The sequence below is a fragment of the Arcobacter sp. CECT 8989 genome, assembly GCF_004116715.1.
Taxonomy (GTDB): domain Bacteria; phylum Campylobacterota; class Campylobacteria; order Campylobacterales; family Arcobacteraceae; genus Halarcobacter.
Map to the genome: position 1 here is coordinate 36,375 of NZ_PDKE01000001.1, position 19,779 is coordinate 56,153.

A 19,779-nucleotide genomic window follows, 5' to 3' on the forward strand; every position below is an offset into this window, starting at 1 on the left:
TATTTGAACCAATCACATTTTCAATATTTGCTATTTTATGGTCAGATAAATCAGTCCCTACTTGAACATCAGTATAAGAACCACTTTCAGCTAAAGTTACTGTTACTTTATTATTTAAGTTTGTATAATCAATAGTGTCGCCATTACCATCAAGTCCAGTTCCACCATCTATAATATCCCCAGTAAAGTTATCACCTTTAAAAGTGTCTTCACCAGTACCACCTTTTAAAGTATCAGCTCCAAGATTTCCAGTGATTGTATCGTTTCCAGCACCAGCATCTATTACATTAACTTCATCATTTCCAATGATAATATCATTTTGTGAAGTTCCAATTACATTTTCAATATTTGATAAAGTATCAGTTTGGTCTGTATTTGTTCCATTTGTAACTACTGCCTGATTTGTAGTTTGTAAATCAACTTCAACATGGTAACCTGAATCAATTGAGCTAAAATCTATTGTATCTTTGTTTGAAATATCGTTTATGTCATCAGAAGCTGTTTCATCAAAACCATCAATTGTGTCATTTCCATCACCAAGATTTACTTTGAAAGTATCGTTTCCTGCACCACCATAAAGGAAATCATTTTCTGTTCCACCATCAATTGTGTCATTTCCACCAAGACCTTTGATAGTATTTACTTCATCATTACCAGTAAGGTTGTCTGATTGAGTAGAAGATCCTATTAAGTTTTGGAAGTTTTTAATTGTATCTATCCCATCACTACCTGTATTATTTACTTCTTGTGATAAGTTTACAGTTACTCCACCAACAGTTACATTTTCATAAGTTAAAGTATTATTTCCACCAGCTCCATCAAGAGTATTATTTCCTGCATCACCTTCGATAGTATCATTTTGATTAGAACCAATAATATTCTCTATACTATCAAAAGTATCTGTTTTACCCCATCCATCAGTTGCTGTTGCAGTTCTTAAACTTGCATTTACTCCTGCAGTATCTAGTAAGTATGAAACAGTATCATTTCCAATACCACCTTCTAATCTATCAGCCCCATCAAGACCTAGAAGTAAGTCATCTCCATTTCCACCAGTAAGAGTATTAGCTCCACTATTTCCAATAATAGTATCAGCTCCTATACCACCAAGAACATTTTCAAAGTTTGTAACAGTATCAACACCTATTTCACTATTATCTACTACACCTTGTGCTGTATTTTGATTAATCTCATCATTTACATTATCACCAGAAATATCTGTTGTAATTTGAGAATCACTTAAGTTTACATAAACACCATTTGAAGAGTTAGAATAAGATAAAGTATCCTCACCATCATGTCCATCTAAAATATTGTTTGCACTGTCACCTTGGATAGTATCACTACCTTTTGTTCCTATAATATTTTCAATATCAGTTAGTTGATGATGATTTCCAGTACCTGAAAGAGTAACATTTGTAATTGCAGTATCATTTAAACTTACATTTATACTCTCACTTGTCCCTAGTGTGCTATAATCAACAGTATCACTTCCTCTAGCACCATTTGATTCACTTCCACCATCAATAAAGTCATTTAATACATTTGATGTATTATTTACAATAAATGTATCATCACCTGCTTCACCTTTTAAAGTATTCTTATCTGAATTACCAATAAATGTATCATCGTTTGAACCACCAGTAACATTTTCAATTTCAGATAAAGTATCTGTTTCATCCACACTATTATCAAATTCATGGGAAATATCCCCGTCACTTGCAGCATCATTTGTATCAACAATTACTTCAGGTGAGGCATTTGAAAGGTCTGCATAAATAGCTTCACTTCTTTGTGAGTAATCAGCAGTATCTCCATTAGAACCATTATCACCACCAATTAATTCATCATTTCCTATTCCACCTCTTAAAGTATCATCATCTGCTCCACCATCTAAAGTATCATCACCTGCTCTACCTTCTAAAGTATCATTTCCTGCACCACCTTCAAAGGTATTGTTATTAGCATCACCTTTCATAACATCATTTTCAGAAGAACCAATGATTTTTTCAATACCATATAAAGTATCAGAACCACTCGTTTTTACTACTTGATTATTAACTTTTTCTAAATCTACATCTATTTTTGAGCCACTTGAATAATCTACTGTATCAGTGTAAGTATTACTATCTGTTGATTCATTTCCACCATAAATAGTGTCACTTCCTGAACTTGAAAGGAAAGTATCATCTCCATCTAAACCTTTTAAAGTATTGTTTGATGAATTACCTGTTAAATTATCATTTCTTACACTTCCTTCAAGATTTTCAATGTTTTTGATTATTAAATCATCATCATTATTACCATCTATATCCTGTGCAGAAGCATCTGATAAGTCTACTGTTACACCATTTGTAGAGCTATTATCAAGATAATTAAAACTTACAAAATCTCCATTAGTTTCATTTCCATTTCCACCATCAATATAATCAATTCCATTAGAAGCACCATTTCCTAAAAGAGTATCATCTCCTTCTCCACCAATTAAAGTATTCGCTTCAGTAGTACCAATAATAGTATCATCACCTGCTCCACCAATGGCACCTTCGATACCACTAAAAGTAGTCTCATTTATATTATTTCCATTTAAAGTAAATGTTCCATCTTGCAAATTAACATTAACTTTATCAGAAGATTGATTTGCCACTTGAGAGAAATCTACTGTATCAATAAAGTTTACACCTTCATTTGTACTTCCATCATATATAGTATATCCTCTATCATTTACAATGAAAGTATCATTTCCTAATCCACCAATAAGTGTATCTAGATTTGAAGCATCTACTCCACCTTCTCCATCTAAGATATCATCTCCTGCTCCACCATCAATGATATTTTGGCTACTATTCCCAGAAATATCATCATTTTGTGAAGTTCCTTTAATATTTTCTACATTTTCAATTTGATGGTCGATTGTATTTGAACCAACTTGTACATAAGTAGAACCATTATTCTCTTCATTTAAATCTACTTTTATATTTGATGTTAAGTTACTATAATCAGCAGTATCAACTCCTGCTCCACCATTTATATAATCTCCTGTTGATTCACCAACTGCATTTGAGAAATTGAAAGTATCATTTCCTGCTTCGCCATATAAATCATCAGCTCCAAGTCCACCTGATAAAGTATCGTCTTCATCTCCTGCATGGATAATATTATCACTATCATTACCTGTAATTGTATCTGCAAAATCAGAACCAACAACATTTTCTATATCAACAAGAGTATCACTTCCTAAGTTTCCACCAATATTTTGGCTTCCAGTTTGAGATAAATCTACATCTATACCACTTCCTGTAGCATCTGAGAAATCAGCAGTATCACTACCACCTATTCCTCCATGTAAATAATCGTCTCCAGCTCCACCTCTTAAAGTATCATCTCCACTTTCTCCATATAAAGAGTCAGCTCCTAAGTTACCTACAAGTAAATCTGAATTATCTCCACCTCTAAAAATATCATCTTTTGAAGATGAAGCATCTCCAATCATAGTGTCTTTAAAGTCACTACCTTGAACTTCTTCTATGTTTGTTAAAGTATCACTATTTCCATCTGGTTTTAATACTGAATAATTATTTCCACTTCCTGTTACAACTACTTTTGCAGTCATATTAGAGTAATCAGCTATATCAGTATCATTTGTACCATCGCCATCAACTCCACCGTTGATAATATCAGTTCCATTAGAACCGTAGAATCTATCACTACCTTCATTTCCATCAAGGCTGTTGTTTGCATTTGAACCAGTTATTGTGTCATTTTTTGTTCCACCAATTAGATTCTCTACATTTTTTATAGTATCTTTATCAGATGTAGCTGATACTATAGTTTGTTCATTTTCATTTCCTAAATCTACAGTAATACCATTTGAAGTGTAATTTGAATAATCTAATACATCAACGCCATCTTTTCCATCTATTGTATTCGTATCAGTAGTTTTAGAACTATCCATAATAAAGGTATCATTATTATCACTTCCAATTGCACTTTCAATAGAATCTAAAGTATCTGTATCAGTTCCATCATTTGTAGTAGAAGTAGTGAAATCTACCGTTGCACCATTTGCCGTGGTATTTAGATATGAAAGATTTACACTATCATTTCCAGCTCCACCATAAAGAGTGTCAGTTCCTTCATCTCCACTTAAAGTATCATTTCCTGCTTGACCGTAAATAGTGTCATTACCTATTCCACCAGAAAGAACATCTGCTGAATCATCATTTGAATTATCATTTGTTTTATTATTACCATAAATAGTGTCATTACCAGCTCCACCACTTATTGTATCAGCTCCACCCATTCCTTCAAATAGGTTATCTATATTATCATCAGTATCACCAATAATTTGGTCATCATTTTTTGAAGCTCTTATATTTTCTATATCTTTTAATGTATCTACAAACTCTGCATTATATTCTACTTCACCAAACTCATTTGCACCATCTATTCCAGCATTCATATCAGCTTTAATACCAACACCAGAAGTAATACCTGAATAATCAGCAGTATCTATATCAGCTCCACCATCTAAAAGGTTATTGTTAGATTTACCTATTAACCAATCGTCACCTGCTCCACCTGCTAAAGTATTTGAAGAACTATTTCCTATAAAAGTATCATTTCCATCTCCACCTTGAAGATTTTCTACATTCTTAATTTGAAGATTTCCAGCAGCACCACCATCTTGATAGTTGTAAACTGAATTATCACTATCATTATATAAGTGACCATCTGAAGAGTCATTTGAGTAGTTAAGTCCTAAATTAACAGTTACATCACCAGTAACTCCTTCAAAACTTACAAAATCTTCTTCTCCTGCCCCACCATCAAGATAATCATATGTTCCTGCAGTTGTTAAAGAGTCAGTTCCATTTCCTAATAATGTATCATTTCCTGCTCCACCAATAAGAGTATTTGCATCAGCAGTTCCTTTTAGTGTATCGTCATAGTTACCACCAATAGCACCCTCAATAGAGTTAAAAGTATCACTTCCTAGACCTGCTCCAATATCAACTGAACCACTATTTGATAAATCTACATTAATCTTATCATTTGCATCAGAGAAATCAGCAGTATCTATGCCATCTCCACCATTTAATTCATCATCACCAGTTCCACCTTTTAAGATATCATTACCAATTCCACCATTTAAAGTATCGTTTCCAGCCCCACCTGAGATAAAATCATTTCCTGCTTCACCAAAAAGTGTATTTACATTACTATCTCCAAGTAATGAATCATCATGTTTAGAACCCTTTGCATTTTCAATATCTATTAAAGTATCGGTACCAACAAGGTTTTCAAGACTTCCACTCATATCTGTTGCTGTATTATTAGCTAAATCAACAACTACACCTTTTGTATTTGTTCCTACACCATCAATATAAGTATAGTCAGCAGTATCTATATCAGCTCCACCGTTTAAATAATCATCACCTTTTCCACCTGATAAAGTGTCATTTCCTGCGTTTGATATAAAGGTATTGTTATTATCATCACCTTTTAATGTGTCATTTCCTGCACCAGTAGTTACATTTTCTATATTTTTTATATGGTCTTCATCTGTTCCACCAATTTTTACTCTACTTTCAGATGCACCATTTAAAGAAACTGAAATATCTCCATCAACACTTGTATATGATGAATAGTTTAAAGTATCACTTCCTTCACCACCATCAACTGTATCTATTCCATCATTTAAAGAAGCAATAAAAGTATCATTACCTTTTCCACCATCTAAGATATCAACACCTGTTCCACCATTTATAACATCATTATCATCTCCACCATAAATGGTATCAGCTCCTGCTCCTCCAAAGAAAGTATCATCACCTTTTCCACCTACAAAGATATTATCATCACTATTTCCATTCATAATATCATTTGATGAAGAACCAACTACTCTTTCAATATCTATTAAAATGTCTGTTGAACCATCACTTACATCAACTGTAGAATCACCTACATCTTTCATATTTACTTCAATTGATTCAGAACCAATATTTGAATAATCAGCTGTATCTATAAAAGTGAAGTTATTATTAATAGTTACATTTGTAGAAGAAGTGATAGTTTCAGAACTATCAATAAAAATATTAGTATCATCAGTATAGATATCACCTAAAGGTTCTTGTCCATTTAAAATTCTAGTGGCATTTGCTTCTTTAAACTCTTTTAAAAAGTTTGCTATTAATTCACTTGCATTTGCACCAGTAGCTGTAAGGGTTAATCCTGCAATAACAATTGTTAAAGGAGAAACAGAAATACCACTTAATCTAGAATAATCACTATTCTTTCCACCATCTAAAGTATCATTTCCTGTACCACCAATTAGTGTATCGTTACCTGCTCCACCATATAAAGTATCATCATTTTCTTTTCCATCTAGAACATCATCACCAAAATTTCCAAAAAGTTCATTTTTTTGAGAAGAACCAGTTAAATTATCACTAAATATACTTCCCTTTACATTTTCAATACTTGAAATTTTAATATTTCCATTATCTGTTGACTGCTCACTTCCTAAAGATAAATCAAAAGTTACTGAGTTATCAAACTCTTCAAAACTTAAAGTATCATTTCCAACTCCACCATTGATTTCATCATCTCCACCTTTTACAAGGATGTAATCATCTCCACCTGAAGCTAAAATAGTATTTGAAGTTGCCCCATCATCAATTATCATATCAGTACTATTTGTACCAATTACATTTTCAATATTTACTAATGTATCTTCACCAGCATTGATTGTATTTTGAGAAGTAGTTCCATCTTGAATAGATAAGTCAACTCTAACTCCACCAGCAGTTACATCAGAATAATCTACGAAATCTCCTGTAGTTTCTAAAGCGTCATTTCCACCATCAATGAAATCATTTCCAGCTCCACCACTTATTGTGTCATTTCCTTCATTTCCATATAAAAAGTCATCTCCACCAAGACCTTTTATAGTATCATCACCTTTTCCACCTTGTAATGTATTCTTTACACTACTTCCTGAAATAAAATCATTACCATTTGAACCAACAACATTCTCTATACCATAAGCTTGAGAAGTCCCTTCTCCAATAACTTGACCACCTTCTAAATCAATTCTATGAGCTACATCAGAATTTGAAGCATTTAAAGTATCACCATTGGTTTCATTTCCACTTCCACCATAAATAGTATCACTACCACCACTTACAAAGAAAGTATCATCTCCATCTAGACCTTCTAAAATGTTACTATTATTATCCCCTGTGATAGTATCATCATGGGCAGAACCTCTTACATTTTCTATATCAAATAAAGTATCATTTCCATCTGCACCTGAAACTATACCTTTACCATTGCCATCATCTAAATCAACATTTACTGAACCACTTGCATTTTCATAACTTGTAGTATCATTTCCTGAACCACCTTTTATAATATCTGCATCAGCTCCACCTTCTAAGATATCGTTTCCTAATCCACCATCTAAGGTATCACTTCCTGCCATACCTTTTAAAGTATCATTTCCATCAAGACCTAATAATGTATTTGTTTCTGCATTTCCTGTGATAGTATCATTATCTTGTGTACCAGTAACATTTTCAACATTTGAAATAGTATCTGTATTATTTGAAGCATATTTTTTAGTTACACTTCCTGCACTTAAGTCTGCTATAACCCCTAATTCGTTATCTATATTATTATAAGTCGAATAGTCTAAAGTGTCATTTCCATCATTTCCATCTACTATGTCATTTTCAATACCAGTAGTTATAGTATCATTTGCTAAACCACCTGTTATTGTATTTGAAACATTCTCTTTTTGAGAACCATAGATAATATTATCATTGATATTTGTAGAAATAACAAATCCTGACTCAATAGTTTGTCCAGCTCCATCAAGGAATTGTTCAAAAAGATACTCATTTGGATCACTTAAGTCATTAATTTCTTTAACATTTACACCATAAAGTTGAAAATAATCAAGGGTAGTTTCCACAGGTGTTTCTACACCTTCTCTTAATTCTTCTGAAATATTTTCTATATTAAACTCTGAAGTAGCTTCTATTTTCATCTCAAAGTTTGTTTCTTGATTTTTATCCATTGAAACTTTTATTTCAATATTTCCATTTTCATCAAGTGTAAAACCTTCAATAGCAGGTGTATCAGGGTCATCCTTTGTAATTGTCCAAGAATCTCCATTTTGAGTTGCATTTAAAATACTAAATCCTGCTGGAAAATCTGCACTTGAAATTGTAATACTCTCAATAGCAAAACCTATTGGCTGATTAGGAGAAAGTTTAATTGTCCGTGAAATAGTATTTGCATTAAAATAGTTTGAATCATCACCATTTATTACTAAACTACTTGCATCTGTACTAGATACATGTCTATAGTCTATTATCTCTGCATTAGTTTGTCGTACAATTCCAGCTCTATCTGCATTTGCATTTGTTCCAGGGTGGATGTTATCATAGGTAGTACCTCCTCCACCTTCTACAGTTAAAACAGTTCCAGATAAACTATCACTAGAGTCTAAATGCTGAATATCTATATCAAAAGTAAGTAAAGGTTTAGTTCCTTCTGTTACAGATTGTTCTTCTTCTTTTTTTGAGCTTGTATCACTTGCTTCTTCATAACTTGTAAAGTCGTTTTCTACAATAATTTCAGGAGCCTCAACTGGTGGAATTTCAAACTCATTGTCATTTACGCTATCTTCTTGAGCTTCTTGTTCTTCTGTTACTTCAACTTCTTGGATAATTATTTGAGGGTTTTGTTGAGAATTTTGTTGTGTTTCTTTTCCTTCTTCATTCTCTTTGGCAGTGTTATCAGGGATATTTACATCAATATTTGAAACTAAAGAATCAATAGGCAACGAATTGATTTCTTCAACTTCAGATAAAATATCTCCAAGGCTTAATTCTTTTCCAGAGTTACTAGCAAACTTTGGTGGCGTATCGTTATATCCCATAAGAGCCATAGATACGAAAGTAAAAGTACCATTTCCTGGAATATCAATTACAATATCTCCCCCTACAAGTTCATATTCTAAATCTTCTAGATTAATTCCTGGTATTTTAAAATCAACTAAATCTCCAGGTCTTACATAAACCGAAACATTTTCATTTACCTTTGGTTTATCAATAATTTTTACGCTTTTTTCTTGATACTTAACATACTTGTTATCTGTAGTTGCCATAATTTACCCTTGAAGTATTAAATTAGATAAATTATAGCTAAAAACTCATATGTAATTTAAGTTTTTTTATATTAATTTATTTTAATTATGTTTAAAAACATATAATTATTAAAATCTGCATTATAAAGGGAATATTAGAGAAAAATTTATTTTACTTATATTTAAATATAATTGTTTATTTCATATTAAAAAATGTATTTTTTGTTACTATTATATATTTCTTTTCAAGTGAAGTTTCAAACTTATCTGAAGTACTTTTTAATTTCCCATAAGCAATTTTTGCAATATCTTTGTCTTCCCATAAAATTTGAATAAAGGTTATAACCTTATTATTATGTGCGACTATATCAATATTGTTATCACTATTATCCCACCAAGAACCAATTGCTTTAGGAAGATAACCTAAAATAGTTTCTTGCTTACTAAAAATAATCTCTTTGATACACTTCTTATAGCTTTGAAAGACTGTTTTTTTAATAAACTCTTCTTGTATAATCTGACTTACTTCTTCTAGTTTATTTTGTTGAAGTAATAAAAGATTTGGATAGATATATAAAAACCAAAATATTAAAGTGTTATCAGATATCTCATATCTTCCATACTTTGAGTTTTTATTTTTTTCTTCACCTAAAGGAATCACTTTTTTAATGACCATCATATCAGAAAGTTTTAATAGGTATCTAGTAAGATAAGTTGATTTTACATCTAGATATTTTGCAATATCTCCTATTTTTTTATTACCCTTTGCAATTGCATGTAAGATGGAAGAGTATGTACCTACCTCTGTAATTTCATTTTTTAAAAACCTTACTCCATATTCAAAAAGATATGCATTGGGAGAGATAAAAAGATTTACAATATTTTCAGTAAAGTCTATTTTAGGATTATAATATTTTAAATTAGCAGGTGTAGTTCCTAATAATGAATAGATATATAACTGGTCAAGTTTGTTTAAACTTGGGAAAAACTCTTTTATTGCAAAAAATTCTAGGTATTCTAATTTTATAATATTATTTGCAAAGGCTTCTATTTCATTTTTAGCTTGAAACTCTAAAAACTGTAAAGAACTGGTTATTATAATATGAATATTTCTCTTTTTAAGCTCTTTCTTCCAATATTTACATAAAACATCAAGTGCTTGTTTATCTGTCTTTAAAATAGCTTGAAAATCATCTAATATAAGAATAAGCTTTTCTTTTATATCTTGTTCTAATAAAAATAATAATACTTCCTCAAAAGAGTTAAAAGGTTTTCCTACAGTATTAACACCATAAAAGTGTTTTGAAATTGTATTAGCCATATTAGTAAAGAAATGACTAGATATCATCTCATAGCTTGAAAAATAAATAAATGATTTGTTTTTTGAGAACTCATTTACTAAAGCAGTTTTACCAATATTTTTAGCTCCATAAATAATGTCTAAAGCAGAGTTAATACTCGAATAACTGTTATTTAACTTTTCAAGTTCTGCTTCTCTATGTATAAACATTTTTTATCTTATTTTCTTTATTTTATTTTTCTTTAAAAGATAAATAGAAGAAGATACTTTTTCACTAAAACCTTCTTTTGAAGAAACTATTACATCACTATTTGCTAATGCAAAATCCTTTTCAAAACTCTTTTTTGTATGATTTGCAGATGTAGAATAATGTGCTTTAAACTTCTTAATAAAAGAGTAAAACTTATCATTTCTATCAACAACTCTGTATGAATTCATATTAGGATAAATAAAAGTAGATTTTTTAGAGTTTCTAACTCTTTTTCTATGATTTTTAGGAACTCTTGTAAACTTTTTTAAAGTAGTAAAAGAGTCAAGTGTTTGTAATATTTTTTGTGATTTGGGTCTTCTTTTTACAGTAGCAAGTTTTTCATCATTTGCTGATGAAAAACCTACTGTAGTGTCAGTTTGTACTAAATATATTAAATTAGTATCCATTAGTCATTTAAAAATTCTTGGATAGATTTAATACCTAATCCATCTTTCTTTCTTAAAGCTTTCATAGCTTCAATACAAGCAAGTGCTGTTGCTGCTGTTGTACCATATGGAACATTTTCTTTTAGAACTGCTCTTCTAATATCTTGACCATCTGATTTTGATGACTCTTTTCCATCACTTGTGTTAAATGCTAAGGCAATTTCACCATTTGTAATAGCATCTGTAATATTTGGTCTTCCTTCTGAAATCTTAAGTACTTTTTCACACTCAATTCCAGCTTCTGTGATAGCTTTGTGTGTTCCACCAGTTGCAACTACTGTAAATCCATTGTCAACTAGTCCTTGTGCAATTTTAGGTGCAAACTCTTTATCTAAATCACATAATGAGATAAATACTTTACCTTCTGTTGGAAGTCCATTTTTAGCTGCACTTTGTGCTTTTGCATATGCTTCACCAAAGTTATCAGCAATACCCATAACTTCACCAGTTGATTTCATTTCAGGTGTTAAGATTGGGTCAGAACCAGATAGTTTATTGAATGGGAATACTGCTTCTTTAACTGCAATATGACCTTTTAAGATTGGTTTTAATACACCATTATCTTCATAAACAATCTCAGAATTATAAGTATCAAGTGCAGATCTTAATGATTCACCCCACATAACTCTTGTAGCAACTTTTGCTAAAGGCATACCAGTAGCTTTAGATACAAATGGAACTGTTCTAGATGCTCTTGGGTTAACTTCGATTAAGAAGATTTTACCTTTATGAATAGCATATTGTGTATTCATAAGACCTACAACACCAAGTCCTAGTGCCATAGCTTTTGTTTTCTCTTCTAATTCTTTGATTAGCTCTTCTGGAATTGAAACAGGAGGTAATGAACAAGCTGAATCCCCAGAGTGAACACCCGCTTCTTCGATATGTTGCATGATTCCACCAATATATACTTCTTTTCCATCACAAATACAATCAACATCTAGCTCAATTGCTCTATCTAAGAATTTGTCAATAAGTACAGGTGCATCATTTGATACTGAAACTGCTTCGTCCATATATTGTTTTAACTCATCTGTAGAGTAAACAATTCTCATACCTCTACCACCAAGTACAAATGATGGTCTAACAAGTACTGGATATCCAATTCTTTCAGCAATTTCAATTGCTTCTTCAACTAATACAGCAGTTCCATTATCTGGTTGTAATAATCCTACTTTTTCAACAAAAGTTGAGAATTTTTCTCTATCTTCTGCTAAATCAATAACTTCAGCAGTTGTACCAATGATTTTTCCACCAGCTTCAGTAATAGCATTTGCAAGTTTAAGTGGAGTTTGTCCACCAAAGTGTACGATGATTCCATCTGGATTTTCTTGCTCAATTACAGATCTTACATGTTCAAAATCAATTGGTTCAAAGTATAAAATATCAGAAGTATCATAGTCAGTTGACACAGTTTCTGGGTTACAGTTATACATGATAGTTTTTACACCAATTTCATTTAATGCAAATGATGCATGAACACAACAATAATCAAACTCAATACCTTGACCAATTCTGTTTGGTCCACCACCAATAATTAGAACTTTCTTCTCATCAGAAGTTTTTTCTACCTTTGGTAGTTTTGTAATATTTGTACTTGAATAAAGATATGGAGTTAAAGCTTTAAACTCAGCAGCACAAGTATCAACTTCATTGTATTCAAAATCAATATCTAAAGCTTTTCTAGCAAGATAAACTTCTTCTTCAGTTTTACCAATAAGAAGTCCAATCATCTTGTCAGAGAATCCATTTGTTTTTGCTTCTCTCATAGCTTCTTCATTTGTTAAGATAGCTTGGCTCATTGAAGTTTCAATATTATAGATTTCTCTAAATTTAGATAAGAACCATGGGTCAATATTACATAACTCAAAAATCTCTTCGTTTGTAAGACCTTGTCTATATCCGTCCATTAAGTATCTTAATCTATCTGCGTTTGGTCTTCTTATCTCTGCTTTGATTTTTTCTAAATCATCACTGATTGGGTCAAACCCATGAATTCCAGTCTCCATAGAGCAAAGTGCTTTTTGAATAGACTCATTAAATGTTCTACCAATAGCCATAACTTCACCAACTGATTTCATACCAGTTGTAAGTGTTGAGTTAGCTTTAGGGAATTTTTCAAAAGTAAATCTTGGAATCTTTGTAACAACATAATCAATAACTGGCTCAAATGATGCAGCAGTTCCTGTAATGTCATTTGTGATTTCATCAAGAGTAAATCCAACTGCAAGTAGTGTTGCAACTTTAGCGATTGGATAACCAGTAGCTTTAGAAGCAAGAGCAGAAGATCTAGAAACTCTTGGGTTCATTTCAATAACAATCATTCTTCCAGTATTAGGACAAATTGAGAACTGAACGTTTGAACCACCAGTATCTACACCAATTTCTCTAAGAATTGCAAAAGACGCATTTCTCATATCTTGGTACTCTTTATCTGTAAGAGTTAATGCAGGAGCAATAGTAGTTGAATCTCCTGTGTGTACACCCATTGGGTCTAAGTTCTCAATAGAACATACGATAATACAGTTATCTTTTTTGTCTCTGATAACCTCCATTTCGTACTCTTTCCAACCAAGCATTGATTCCATAATCTCAATCTCATTGATTGGAGATGCTTCAATACCAGCTTCTGCTAGGGCTTTGAATTCTTCCATATTATAAGCAACACCAGAACCACCACCTGCTAGAGTAAATGATGCTCTTGAAATAACTGGGAATCCAATCTCTTTTGCAACTTTGATAGCTTCTTCAACAGTATAAGCATTTGCAGATTTTGGTAAATCCATACCAATTTTAATCATAGCTTCGTTGAATAAGTGTCTATCTTCACCTTTTTTAATTGCATCAGGATGAGCTCCAAGGAATTTTACTCCCTCTAACATACCTTTTTCATACATAGTAGTTGCTACGTTTAATGCAGTTTGACCACCCATAGTTGGTAAAATAGCATCAATATTCTCTTTTTCAATAATCTTTGCAACAACTTCTTCTGTAATAGGTTCAATGTAAGTCTTATCAGCGAATTCAGGATCAGTCATAATTGTGGCTGGGTTTGAGTTAATCAGTACAACTCTATATCCTAATTCTTTCAACGTTTTCGTAGCTTGAGTTCCTGAGTAATCAAACTCACACGCTTGTCCAATAATAATAGGTCCAGAACCTATAAGTAAAATAGATTTAATATCTTCTCTTTTTGGCATAAAGTTCCCCGTAGTGTAGTTAAAAATTTGGATAGTATATCTAAGAAGTGCTTAAAATTTTGTTAGGCGACCTAGTACCTTCATAGGTACTAGATTTTAGTTTTTAGGAAGATTGAATTTTTGGTTTTGTAAAACACCATTTTCATCAAATGATAAATAGTATAATACATCTTTTTGTACAGGGAATCCTGTTAAATATCTAATTGCTAAATTTGCTTGAAGTGAACCAATATGCATAACAATTGGACAAGCAATTCCATTTGGCTTTCTATCATTTATTTTAAATACTGCTTCATATGATGCTTCTTCGAAGAAACATACTTGTCCATGGAACTCTTCAACTGTACCATAAATCCAAGGTTGCTTTTTTTCAATACAATATTTATTTATAGCTGCCCTACTTGGTAAGTTATCAGTTGCATCAATGATTAAATCAAACTCTAAATTTCTTTTTGCAAACTCATCAAAACTCTCTACATATGCAGTTGCTTTAGTATATGGACATCTTGATTCCATAAGCTCTTTTAGAACCTCAGCTTTGTATTTCCCATCATCACCAACTTTAAATCCAATTTGTCTGTGAATATTGTGAACTCCAACCTCATCGAAATCTACAAGAGCAAACTCTCCAATTCCTGAAGCTCCAAGAGCAATACCTAAAGTACAACCTAAACCACCACTTCCGATGATAGCTACTTTTTTATCTTGTAGTGAATCTTGTACCTCTTCACCCCAAAGTTTTATTTGTCTGTTAAAATATTCATGAATCTCACTCATTGTTAATCCTAAGTATTTAAGTATGGTTTATTTTTAATATTAAATATAATGATAGCACAAATAGTTTAAATTAGATTGACTTTTATCAATTAGTATCTTGAGTTTTTTAGTACAGATTGAAGCTAAAGTATAGCTTCAATATTAAAAAGGTTCTTCTTTGCTAGTTTTTTCTTCTTGTGTAAATACAAGTTTTGCTTCATCTAAAAGTTTTTGAGCTTCTTCTAGCTCTTTTATTCCATTTTTATAAACATCAAGTGAATCACTTAGTGTTATATCTGGGTTTGAAAGTTTTTCTAAAAGCTCTTTTGCTTTCTCAATCTTCTTTTCAAAAACTAATTCTTCTTTTTCTTCTATTTCACTCATTATTTATTCTCCAATAAATCTATAATATATTCATCAAATTTTTCTACTTCAACTAAAAATGAATCATGTCCTGATTCACTCTCAATCATTTTATATGTTACTTGGTCACCTTTTCCAATCTTTTCCATGATATCTCTTATCTCTTCCATCTCATCTGGGAAAAATAGCATATCATCAGAAAAAGAGATTAAGTGTAGTTTACAATTAACCTTTTGAAAAGAGTTTTCTAAAGTATCTTCATTTCTTCCTGCATCAAAAATATTCATTGTTTTACAAATATAAAGATATGAAAGTGGGTCAAATATTTTTGGAAAAGAGTAAGCGTTATACTCTAAATATCTTTCAACCTCAAATCTTCCAAAAAGTTCATATAAACCATCAGTTCTAGCATAGTCTCTTCCAAACTTTTTATTAAATAGATTTGGACTTAAGTATGCAATTAATCCTGCCATTCTACCAATAGCAAGACCTGGTAAACCTTGTGCTTCTAAATCATCTTTATCATAAAAGCCATCTTTAAAAACTGGGTCATGTCTTATTGATTCTATTGCAATTTTATTTATTGCTATTGCCCATGGTCTTGTATATGCTGTTGTTGCTAATGCAAATACTTGCTCTGCAAAATCTGGAAACTCTATTGAGTAACAAAGGGCTTGCATTCCACCCATACTTCCACCAACTACGGCTTTAGCTTTTTCTATTCCTAGACTTTTATAAAGATTTATTTGTGCTTTTACAATATCAGAAATTGTAAGTATAGGAAATTTTAATCTATACTCTTTATTTGTACTTGGGTCTATGCTTAGTGCATTTGTTGAACCAAAAGTACTTCCTATATTGTTAGAGCAAATCACAAAGTATTTTGTAGTATCTATTGCTTTTCCATCACCAATAAGCTTATCCCACCAACCAGGCTTTGCTTCATCGGCATATCTTCCAGCAGCATGATGACTTCCTGCAAGAGCATGGCAAACTACAATAACATTTGATTTATCTTCATTTAGTTCACCATAAGTTTCATATATAAGTTCATAAGACTCTAAAATCCTACCACTCTCTAAATATAATGGTTCATCAAATTTTGCAACTTTTGTTTCTATTTTCAAACTTAATCCATTTATTATAATATCGCTTTATACTAACAAAAAATATCTAAGAAGATGATTTAATGGGTACTTTCCTAAAACAATTCTAACTTTTGGAAATCTGTTTTCATAATATTTTGCCAGTTTTGAGAGGGTGACCACTCTTCAAATATAGAGACATCAATATTTTCAAAAGGAGTATTTAATACATGCTTATGATATATATACATAAAAGCTGTTACTCTATAGTTTTTAGCACAATGAATAAATACTTTTTTATCTTTAATACCACTCATTATTCGTAAAAATAGGTTCAAGTCACTTAATTTTGGTTCTTCAAAATCTACTGGAATATGAATATAAGTCATTCCAAGTTCACTTACTACTTTATCTTCATTTTCTAAAGCATTTGTTGCACTACTTAAAGCTAAGTTTATAACTACATCAAAGTTTTCATTTTTGATTTGTTGAAACTGCTCAACATTAGGTTGCCCTGCTGTTGAGATATTTTCATTTATTTTTATATAGTTTAAAATACTATTCATACTTTTCTACAACCTCATCAACTCTTTTTATATACTCTTGTTTTAACTTTTCATCAATAAAAGATGAGTTAAAAGAGTTTTTTACTAGTTTAACAATATCTTCTTTTGTTAGGGTTATATTATCAACTAGATTAAAAAAGTTTTGATTCATATACCCTTTAAAATATGCAGGGTCATCTGAGTTTACTGTAACATTTAATCCATAATCTAAAAGTTGTTTTATATTGTGTTGTTTATAGTTTTCAAATACCTTTAACTCTATATTTGAGTTTGGACAAACTGTAAGAGGTATTTGCTCTTCTTTTAATCTTTTCATCAAAGTTCTTGAGTTTATTGCTTGAACACCATGGTCTATTCTCTCAATTTGAAGTAAATCTAAAGCATCTTCAATATAAGAAATATCACCCTCTTCTCCTGCATGAGCAACTAATTTATATCCATGTGCTTTTGCTTTATTAAATACTTTTTCAAACTTTTTAGGAGGATTTCCTAACTCTGAAGAGTCTAATCCCACTCCTATAATATAATCTTTATAAGGCAATGATTGCTCTAATGTTTCAAAAGCCTCTTCTTCACTTAAGTGTCTTAAAAAACACATGATTATCTTTGAACTTATTCCTAACTTTTTTTTTGCATCATCTAAGGCTTCTTTTATTCCTAAGATAACTGTTTCAAAAGAGATTCCTCTTTGAGTATGAGTTTGAGTGTCAAAAAATATTTCAGTATGTATGATATTGTCTTCTTTACATTTTAAAATATAATCCCAAGTCATGTCATAGAAATCTTGCTTTTCTATAAGTACCTTTGCTCCAGCATAATAAATATCCAAAAAACTTTGTAGATTTGTAAAATTATATGCTTCTTTTACTTCTTCAACTGTTTTGTATGGAATTTCAATACCATTTCTTTTTGCTAATTTAAACATTAGCTCTGGTTCAAGGGAACCTTCTATATGTAAGTGTAATTCTGCTTTAGGAAGCTTTTTTATAAACTCTTTAATATCTTTCATAATAAACCTAAATAACTGTATTTTAACGTCATTATATCTAATTCTTTAAATCAACTAGATATAATATTAGAATTAATCAAGACAACAAAGGTAAATTATGGATTATATTAAACAATTAGAAGAGTTAGTAAAAGAAGATGTTTTAGTTGAAGTAAATGAAAACATTAGAGAAATTAGAGCTGAATTATCTAAAAAAAGTACAAATGACTTAAAAGAAGAGTTAGAGTATATGAAACAAATTAAACAATACTTTGATGAAGTATTAGCTGACATTGCAAACAACACAATCTCTCAAGAAGAGGCTTTAGATATTATCGAAGGTCTTGAAGATATGAGAGCTGAAAACCAAGAAGTATAATCTTTACTTTTTTAGTAAAGATTTATTTTTACTTAATTATTTTATTAAAAAGTCTCATTAATATAGTATTTAAATATTTATAGATAATATTTGATTAATTTAAACTATATTAATTAACTAAGGATTTAAATGGATTTAGAAATCTTTCAAATAGTAAATATTCTAGGCTTTGCTATAGGTGCTATTTTTGGGATGATTGCTCAAAAAAGACAATTTTGTTTTAGTGGGTCAATTAAAGATTATATGTTAACAAAATCCACAATGAGAGGCGCATCTGTTGTAATGGCAATGATTGTTGCTATTGTTTCAACAGCACTTATCTCTTCACACTATGAGCTAGATTTTTCAGATACACCATATTATAAAGAAAATATTAACTATTTTGTAATCATTCTTGGTGGTTTAATGTTTGGTGTAGGAATGATGCTTGCAGATGGATGTAGCAATAGACATCTTATCAAGTTTGCACAAGGGGATAAAAACTCTTTAATTAGTATTGTATTTATTGGAATTTTTGCCTTTGCTACTGCAAGAGGTTTTCTAAGTGGATATTTAAATCCTATTACAAATAACCCTACTTTAATCGAGTGGTCAGCTTTTATTGAAGAAAAAACTATGAATATCTATGTTGTTGTAGGTATTTTACTTGTAATTTTATTTGCATTAACAAAAAAGATAAAAAGAGTATTTTCACTTTGGGATGGAGTATTAGTTGGGCTTCTTGTAGCTGCTGCTTGGACTGTAACAGGAGTTTTAGGAGAAGAGAGCATTGAAAGACTAATAAGTTTTGAAGGTATCAGTTTTGTATATCCAACTGGAAAGACAATAGAACTATTTATGCTTTATCAAGTAAATGAATTAACATTCTCTATTTCTCTTATTCTTGGTGTTCTTATTGGAGCATTTACAATGTCTAAGTTCAATAGAAGATATAGCTTTGGTTGTACTGCTGCAAAGGGTGAAAATAGAGTTAGAAATAACATGATTGGTGGAGCACTTATGGGAACAGGTGGTGTTTTATCAATTGGTTGTACAGTAGGACAAGGCTTAACTGGACTTTCTACTTTAGCCTTCGGTTCAGCTGTAGCTATTGTATCTATTTTCGTAGGTGGACTAGTATCTGCAATCTACTTAAATAAAAGAAATGAATTACCAATGTGTTTCATCTTTGAGTGGAATGACAAAGACTCAAAAGGTTCAAACTTAGACTATCAAATCTAAATTTTAAGATTTATTTCTGATATAGTCATATTTTACCTCTGTGTTATTTTATTTCGATAGAGTTTTAG

11 protein-coding genes (1 of these 11 cut by a window edge) are annotated in these 19,779 nt (G+C 31.0%); 2 read left to right on the forward strand and 9 right to left on the reverse strand.

Annotation, left to right across the window (positions count from 1 at the left end):
* The 9 genes from CRV02_RS00070 to CRV02_RS00110 form a co-directional block, all read right to left on the reverse strand.
* Positions 1-9,178 carry the 5' portion of a calcium-binding protein gene (locus tag CRV02_RS00070; protein ID WP_129088622.1) on the reverse strand. 17,918 nt of this gene lie to the left of the window's left edge, so 9,178 of the gene's 27,096 nt are visible here — the first part of the coding sequence; its start codon is at positions 9,176-9,178; the stop codon falls past the left edge of the window.
* A 175-nt stretch (positions 9,179-9,353) separates the two neighbouring features.
* Complete coding sequence (locus tag CRV02_RS00075; protein WP_129088623.1) at positions 9,354-10,667, reverse strand: ATP-binding protein; 1,314 nt, start codon at positions 10,665-10,667, stop codon at positions 9,354-9,356.
* A gap of 3 nt (positions 10,668-10,670) precedes the next feature.
* Positions 10,671-11,114 carry a Sua5 YciO YrdC YwlC family protein gene (locus tag CRV02_RS00080; RefSeq protein WP_129088624.1) on the reverse strand — a complete coding sequence of 148 codons (444 nt, stop codon included), beginning with the start codon at positions 11,112-11,114 and terminating at the stop codon, positions 10,671-10,673.
* Positions 11,114-14,353: a carbamoyl-phosphate synthase large subunit gene (gene carB / locus CRV02_RS00085; RefSeq protein ID WP_129088625.1), complete on the reverse strand. Its 3,240-nt coding sequence runs from the start codon at positions 14,351-14,353 to the stop codon at positions 11,114-11,116. The genes CRV02_RS00080 and carB overlap by 1 nt, the downstream gene beginning before the upstream one ends.
* Positions 14,354-14,449: 96 nt before the next feature.
* Entirely contained in the window at positions 14,450-15,130 is a 681-nt protein-coding gene (locus CRV02_RS00090; RefSeq protein ID WP_258239190.1) for a ThiF family adenylyltransferase, read from the reverse strand.
* Between the two features lie 141 nt (positions 15,131-15,271).
* Positions 15,272-15,493, reverse strand: a complete 222-nt coding sequence (xseB, locus tag CRV02_RS00095) for an exodeoxyribonuclease VII small subunit (protein WP_129088626.1) — start codon at positions 15,491-15,493, stop codon at positions 15,272-15,274.
* Positions 15,493-16,599: a homoserine O-acetyltransferase gene (locus CRV02_RS00100; protein WP_129088627.1), complete on the reverse strand. Its 1,107-nt coding sequence runs from the start codon at positions 16,597-16,599 to the stop codon at positions 15,493-15,495. The genes xseB and CRV02_RS00100 overlap by 1 nt, the downstream gene beginning before the upstream one ends.
* A 74-nt stretch (positions 16,600-16,673) precedes the next feature.
* Entirely contained in the window at positions 16,674-17,123 is a 450-nt protein-coding gene (locus tag CRV02_RS00105) for a protein tyrosine phosphatase family protein (RefSeq protein WP_129088628.1), read from the reverse strand.
* On the reverse strand, positions 17,116-18,132 hold the full coding sequence (locus CRV02_RS00110; RefSeq protein ID WP_129088629.1) for an adenosine deaminase: 1,017 nt from the start codon (positions 18,130-18,132) through the stop codon (positions 17,116-17,118). Before CRV02_RS00110 ends, CRV02_RS00105 begins: the two co-directional genes overlap by 8 nt.
* 97 nt (positions 18,133-18,229) lie before the next feature.
* On the opposite strand from CRV02_RS00110, the gene CRV02_RS00115 reads away from it, so the two are divergent.
* Together CRV02_RS00115 and CRV02_RS00120 are read left to right on the forward strand one after the other, a co-directional pair.
* Complete coding sequence (locus CRV02_RS00115; protein ID WP_129083614.1) at positions 18,230-18,490, forward strand: hypothetical protein; 261 nt, start codon at positions 18,230-18,232, stop codon at positions 18,488-18,490.
* A gap of 129 nt (positions 18,491-18,619) precedes the next feature.
* Positions 18,620-19,711: a YeeE/YedE family protein gene (locus CRV02_RS00120; protein WP_129088630.1), complete on the forward strand. Its 1,092-nt coding sequence runs from the start codon at positions 18,620-18,622 to the stop codon at positions 19,709-19,711.
* The last annotated feature ends 68 nt before the right edge of the window (positions 19,712-19,779 follow it).

Bases quoted from the DNA above. Each gene is read 5' to 3' on its own strand.
- CRV02_RS00075 (WP_129088623.1), bottom strand. From the start codon at position 10,667: ATGTTTATACATAGAGAAGCAGAACTTGAAAAGTTAAATAACAGTTAT.
- CRV02_RS00080 (WP_129088624.1), bottom strand. From the start codon at position 11,114: ATGGATACTAATTTAATATATTTAGTACAAACTGACACTACAGTAGGT.
- carB (WP_129088625.1), bottom strand. From the start codon at position 14,353: ATGCCAAAAAGAGAAGATATTAAATCTATTTTACTTATAGGTTCTGGA.
- CRV02_RS00090 (WP_258239190.1), bottom strand. From the start codon at position 15,130: ATGAGTGAGATTCATGAATATTTTAACAGACAAATAAAACTTTGGGGT.
- xseB (WP_129088626.1), bottom strand. From the start codon at position 15,493: ATGAGTGAAATAGAAGAAAAAGAAGAATTAGTTTTTGAAAAGAAGATT.
- CRV02_RS00105 (WP_129088628.1), bottom strand. From the start codon at position 17,123: ATGAATAGTATTTTAAACTATATAAAAATAAATGAAAATATCTCAACA.
- CRV02_RS00110 (WP_129088629.1), bottom strand. From the start codon at position 18,132: ATGAAAGATATTAAAGAGTTTATAAAAAAGCTTCCTAAAGCAGAATTA.
- CRV02_RS00115 (WP_129083614.1), top strand. From the start codon at position 18,230: ATGGATTATATTAAACAATTAGAAGAGTTAGTAAAAGAAGATGTTTTA.
- CRV02_RS00120 (WP_129088630.1), top strand. From the start codon at position 18,620: ATGGATTTAGAAATCTTTCAAATAGTAAATATTCTAGGCTTTGCTATA.